Origin of the sequence: Nocardioides sp. (genome assembly GCF_036401255.1) — a bacterium.
Classification (GTDB): domain Bacteria; phylum Actinomycetota; class Actinomycetes; order Propionibacteriales; family Nocardioidaceae; genus Nocardioides.
This window is the reverse complement of sequence record NZ_DASWVI010000430.1, coordinates 1-4,638: the sequence shown is the minus strand read 5'-3', so window position 1 is coordinate 4,638 and position 4,638 is coordinate 1. Positions and strand designations below refer to the sequence as shown.

Genomic DNA, 4,638 nt, shown 5'->3' with positions numbered 1-4,638 from the left:
CGGCGCCGAGCTGGTCCAGCTCGGGCTCACCGACGGCGACGAGACCGCCGTCGTCCAGGGCCAGGGCGCGCAACCCGACGACGGCGCCGACCGCTCGTTGCTGCGCGAGCGCCTCGCCCGCACCGCTGCGCTGCTGCGGGCGGAGTCGTTCCCGTCGATCGCCGGCCAGCACTGCCGCGAGTGCCAGTTCATGTCGATCTGCCCGGCCAAGAGCGCGGGGTCGGTGACCAGCCAGTGAGCCGACCGATCGACAGCCCCGAGGACCTCGCCGCGGTCATGGGCACGCCGTACTCCGTCAGCGACCAGCAGTGGGCGGCGATCTCCGCGCCGCTGGCCCCGGCGGTGGTGATCGCGGGCGCGGGGTCGGGCAAGACCACGCTGATGGCCGCGCGGGTGGTCTACCTCGTCGTGACCGGGCAGGTCCGCCCCGACGAGGTGCTCGGCCTGACGTTCACCACCAAGGCGGCCAGCGAGCTGCGCCGCAAGATCCGGGATGCGCTCAACGCCGCCGGCGCCCTGGAGCCGCCGGCCGAGGTCGGTCCGGACGGCGCCGGCGAGGTGCTCGAGCCGACGGTCGCCACCTACAACGCGTACGCCGCCGGCCTGCTCACCGACCACGGGCTGCGCATCGGCCACGAGCCCGACACCCGGGTGATCACCGACGCCGCGCGCTACCAGCTCGGCGCCCGGGTGGTGGACCGGTTCACCGGCGAGATCCGCCACCTCTCCGACCACCCCGCGACCGTCATCCAGAACCTCCTCGCCCTCGACAGTGCGATGAGCGAGCACCTCGTCGGGCCCGAGGCCGTGCGCGCGACCGACGCCGAGGCGCGGGCCGGCTTCGAACGGGCGCTGGCCGAGGAGCTGGCCGGCAAGGCCCGGGTCACCTACCGTGAGGCGATCGACAAGGCGATCTCCGCGATCGACCGGCGTGCCGAGCTGCTCGACCTGGTCGAGGGCTACCGGCGGCTCAAGCACGACCTCGGGCTGATGGACTTCTCCGACCAGATCGAGCTCGGCGCCCGGCTGGCCAGCGAGCAGGCGGGTGTCGGCGCCCTCGAGCGGTCGCGGTTCAAGGTGGTGCTGCTCGACGAGTACCAAGACACCTCGGTCGCCCAGGCGGTGATGCTGTCGCGGCTGTTCGGCGAGGGACACCCGGTCACCGCGGTCGGCGACCCCAACCAGGCGATCTACGGCTGGCGCGGCGCGTCGGTCTCCAACATCCTCAACTTCGCCGACACCTTCCCCGCTGCGGACGGCCGGCCCGTCCCGACGTACCCCCTCACCGTCAACCGTCGCTCCGACGCGCGGATCCTCGAGGTCGCCAACCGGCTCGCCGCGCCGCTCTACGCCGCCTACGGGCAGGTCGAGCCGCTGGTCGCCAAGCCCGAGGCCGCGACGGGGTCCGTCACCACCCGGGTGTTCGAGACGCACGCCGAGGAGCTGGCGTGGCTGGCCGAGGCGGTCCGCGAGGCGCACGCGGCGATGCCCGACCCCGGCAGCTGGGCCAAGATCGGCGTGCTGACCCGCGACAACTCCCACGCCGAGGACGTGTTCGACGCCCTGACCGGGGCCGGCATCCCGGTCGAGATCGTGGGTCTCTCCGGCCTGCTGCGGCTGCCGGAGGTGGCCGAGATCGTCGCGACGCTGCACCTGCTCCACGACGTCACCGCCAACGCCGCGCTGCTCACGCTCCTCACCGGGCCACGCTGGGCGATCGGGCCGCGCGACCTGCGGCTGCTGAGCCGTCGCGCCCACGAGATCGCCGGCCGGAGCGGCCGCGGTGCCGCTCCGGAGTCGATCACCGACCACCTGCTCGAGATCGCCGACGGCATCGACCCCGCCGAGGTGCCCTCGCTCGACGACGCCCTGGCCGACCCGGGGGAGCACCCCTACTCGCCCGAGGCGCTGGAGCGGTTCGGGCTGCTGTCCGCCGAGCTGCGGATGCTGCGCACCTACGTCGGCGAGCCCCTGCTCGACATCGTGCGCCGGATCATCGACACCAGCGGCACCGACGTCGAGCTGGCGTCGGCGGTCAGCCCGGCGGCCGCGGCGCGCCGTGACAACCTCGACCTGTTCGTCAAGGCGGTCGCGGAGTTCCAGGCCGTCGACGGCGACGTCACGCTGCCGGCGCTGCTGGCCTACCTGACGGCCGAGGACGACCAGGGCAACGGGCTCGACGTGGCGACCCCCACCGAGGCCGACTCGGTCAAGCTGCTCACCGTGCACCGGTCCAAGGGGCTGGAGTGGGACGCGGTGTTCCTCGTCGGCGTCTGCGAGACGCGCTTCCCGTCCAACCGGTCCCGCACCCTGTGGACCTCCTCGCCGGCGATCCTGCCGGCGCCGTTGCGAGGCGACGCCGACGACCTGCCCCAGCTGGCCGGGCACGACAAGGCCGCGCTGGACGCCTACCGCGCCGCCACCCGCGACCACGACGCCGAGGAGGAGCTGCGGCTCGGCTACGTCGCGTTCACCCGGGCGGCCCACCGGCTGTCGGTCACCTCCTACCTCTGGAGCACGCGCACCACACCGTTCGGCCCGTCGGCCTACCAGCGGGTGGTCCGCGAGCAGCTCGAGGAATGGGGCGAGGCGGCGGAGTGCTGGCTCGACAAGCCCGAGCGTGGCTCCGCCAACCCCTACGACGCGGTCGACCCGTCGCAGCCGTGGCCGCTCACCGGCACCGGCCGCGAGGCCGCCCTGCGCCTCGAGGCGGCGCGCCGGGTGCGCGACGTCGACGTCGAGGCGGCCGACGCCGGTCTCGACATGATCGAGGCGGCCCGGGTCGCGGAGTGGGACGCCGAGCTCGAGCGGCTGCTGGCCGAGGCGCGCCGCGACCGCAGCTCCGACGTCGTCGTACCTCTGCCCTCGAGCCTCTCGGCGACGGCCATGGCCCGGCTGCGCGAGGACCCCGGCACGTTCGCCCGCGAGCTGGCCCGGCCGATGCCGCGCCCGCCGTCGTCGGCCGCCCGGTTCGGCACCCGTTTCCACGCGTGGGTGGAGGCGCGGTTCGGCCAGCAGGACCTGTTCGACTACGACGACCTGCCCGGGCGCGCCGACGCCGGCATCGACGACGACTCCGACCTCAAGGAGCTGATCGCCACGTTCGAGGCCGGGCCGTTCGCGACCCGGACGCCGCACCGGGTCGAGGCGCCGTTCGCGCTCGTGCTCCGTCCTCCGGGTGGGGTCGGCCAGGTCGTCCGGGGCCGGATCGACGCGGTGTACGTCGACGGCGACGAGCACCTGGTCGTCGACTGGAAGACGAACCGCTCGGCGACCGCCGACCCGCTCCAGCTCGCGCTGTACCGGCTCGCCTGGGCCGAGCTCAACGACGTCCCTCTCGACCGCGTCCGCGCGGCGTTCTACTACGTGCGCACCGGCGAGGTCGTCGAACCCCCGGACCTGCCCGGCCGGGCCGAGCTCGAGGCGCTGCTCGACACGACGTCCTGAGCCGGTCTCCACAGGTTCGGCCGGGGCGGTTTCGTTCGGGCTGTGTGCGGGGAATGATCGGGTTCGTGAACCGGTCTCGGACGGTCATCACCGCCATGTCGCTGCTGTCGGTGCTCGCGCTGGGCGCGTGCTCCGACGACGACCCCGAGCCCAAGTTCGCCCCGCCGCCGTCCTCCACGGCGCCGTCCTCCCCGTCGACGACGGCCGTGTCGGGTCCGGTGGAGCCGACGATGCCGGCCGCTGCGCGGGGCGATGACGCGGCTGCTGCTGAGGCGTTCGTGAAGTTCTACTGGGAGATGGCTGACTATGCCCAGGAGACGGGCGACGTTGCCGGCTTGGCAGCGCTCAGCCCGAAGGGCTGCAAAGCGTGTCAGCAGGTCCTTGACTTCCTGGAGTCCGTGTATCGGCGGGATGGTCACATCCGGGGTGGTGAGACGAAGATCAGCGACGCGTCCACGGCCCCAGTCGGATCCGAGGGCAACCTGCTCGTGGTGCGATACGTGTTGGCCAACAGTCATCAAGTCGTCGACCTGCCTGGAACGAAACGCGACGAGGAGTACGAGGCCGGAACGGTCCGGATCGAGACGATCGTCCGGTTGACAGCGAATGGCTGGCGGATCGAGTACTGGGACAAGCAGACATGAGTAGATGCCGATGGACAGCCGGGCTGGTGCTCGTGGCGGTGGCCATCCTGGGCGGTGTCGACGTTCCGGCACATGCAGACCCGACCACTCCGGCGGATCCGGGGACGCACACGGATCCGCCACCCCAGGCCGACACTGCCGGTGGTGCACTCGTCACCCATGGCACGTCGCATCTTCCGGGAGCCGAACTCCCGGGACAGCCCGGCGGCGCAGAGCCGCCCTCGCCAGTGCATGAGGTGCCGGGGGTCTGGCATCACGATCCGGTCTGCGCCATGGGCGGCAATCAGACGTGCTCAGAGTTGGCTATCTGCGACGACGGCTCCATCCAGATGTACGTCTGGTTCCAGCCAGCGGGCGGGGCTCCGCAGCCTGGGACCTCGAGTTGTCCTGAGGATTCGGTGGCCGCGCCGCCGGAGGTGACGCCGGGGTTGGTGTTGCGGGCGTTGCGGCGGGTCCCGTTGCCGGCCTCGGAGTTGGTGGTGCAGCCGCCGGGTGGTCGGACGTTGGTGAACTTCGAGACGAACTTCTACACCGAGCAGGGGGAGTT

General features: G+C 72.4%; 3 protein-coding genes and 1 pseudogene. All 4 read left to right on the top strand.

What is annotated here, in order from left to right:
• Positions 1-238, top strand: a 238-nt coding sequence (locus VGD85_RS19770; RefSeq protein ID WP_331065144.1) for a PD-(D/E)XK nuclease family protein, incomplete at its 5' end; no start/stop codon positions are given.
• On the top strand, positions 235-3,447 hold the full coding sequence (locus tag VGD85_RS19765) for an ATP-dependent DNA helicase (protein WP_331065143.1): 3,213 nt from the start codon (positions 235-237) through the stop codon (positions 3,445-3,447). The genes VGD85_RS19770 and VGD85_RS19765, both read left to right, overlap by 4 nt.
• Before the next feature lie 53 nt (positions 3,448-3,500).
• Complete coding sequence (locus tag VGD85_RS19760) at positions 3,501-4,091, top strand: DUF6318 family protein (RefSeq protein WP_331065142.1); 591 nt, start codon at positions 3,501-3,503, stop codon at positions 4,089-4,091.
• Between the two features lie 272 nt (positions 4,092-4,363).
• Positions 4,364-4,638, top strand: a pseudogene (locus VGD85_RS19755) (hypothetical protein); the annotation flags it as partial.

Coding starts and splice junctions, on each gene's coding strand:
- VGD85_RS19760 (WP_331065142.1), top strand. CDS start 3,501: ATGATCGGGTTCGTGAACCGGTCTCGGACGGTCATCACCGCCATGTCG.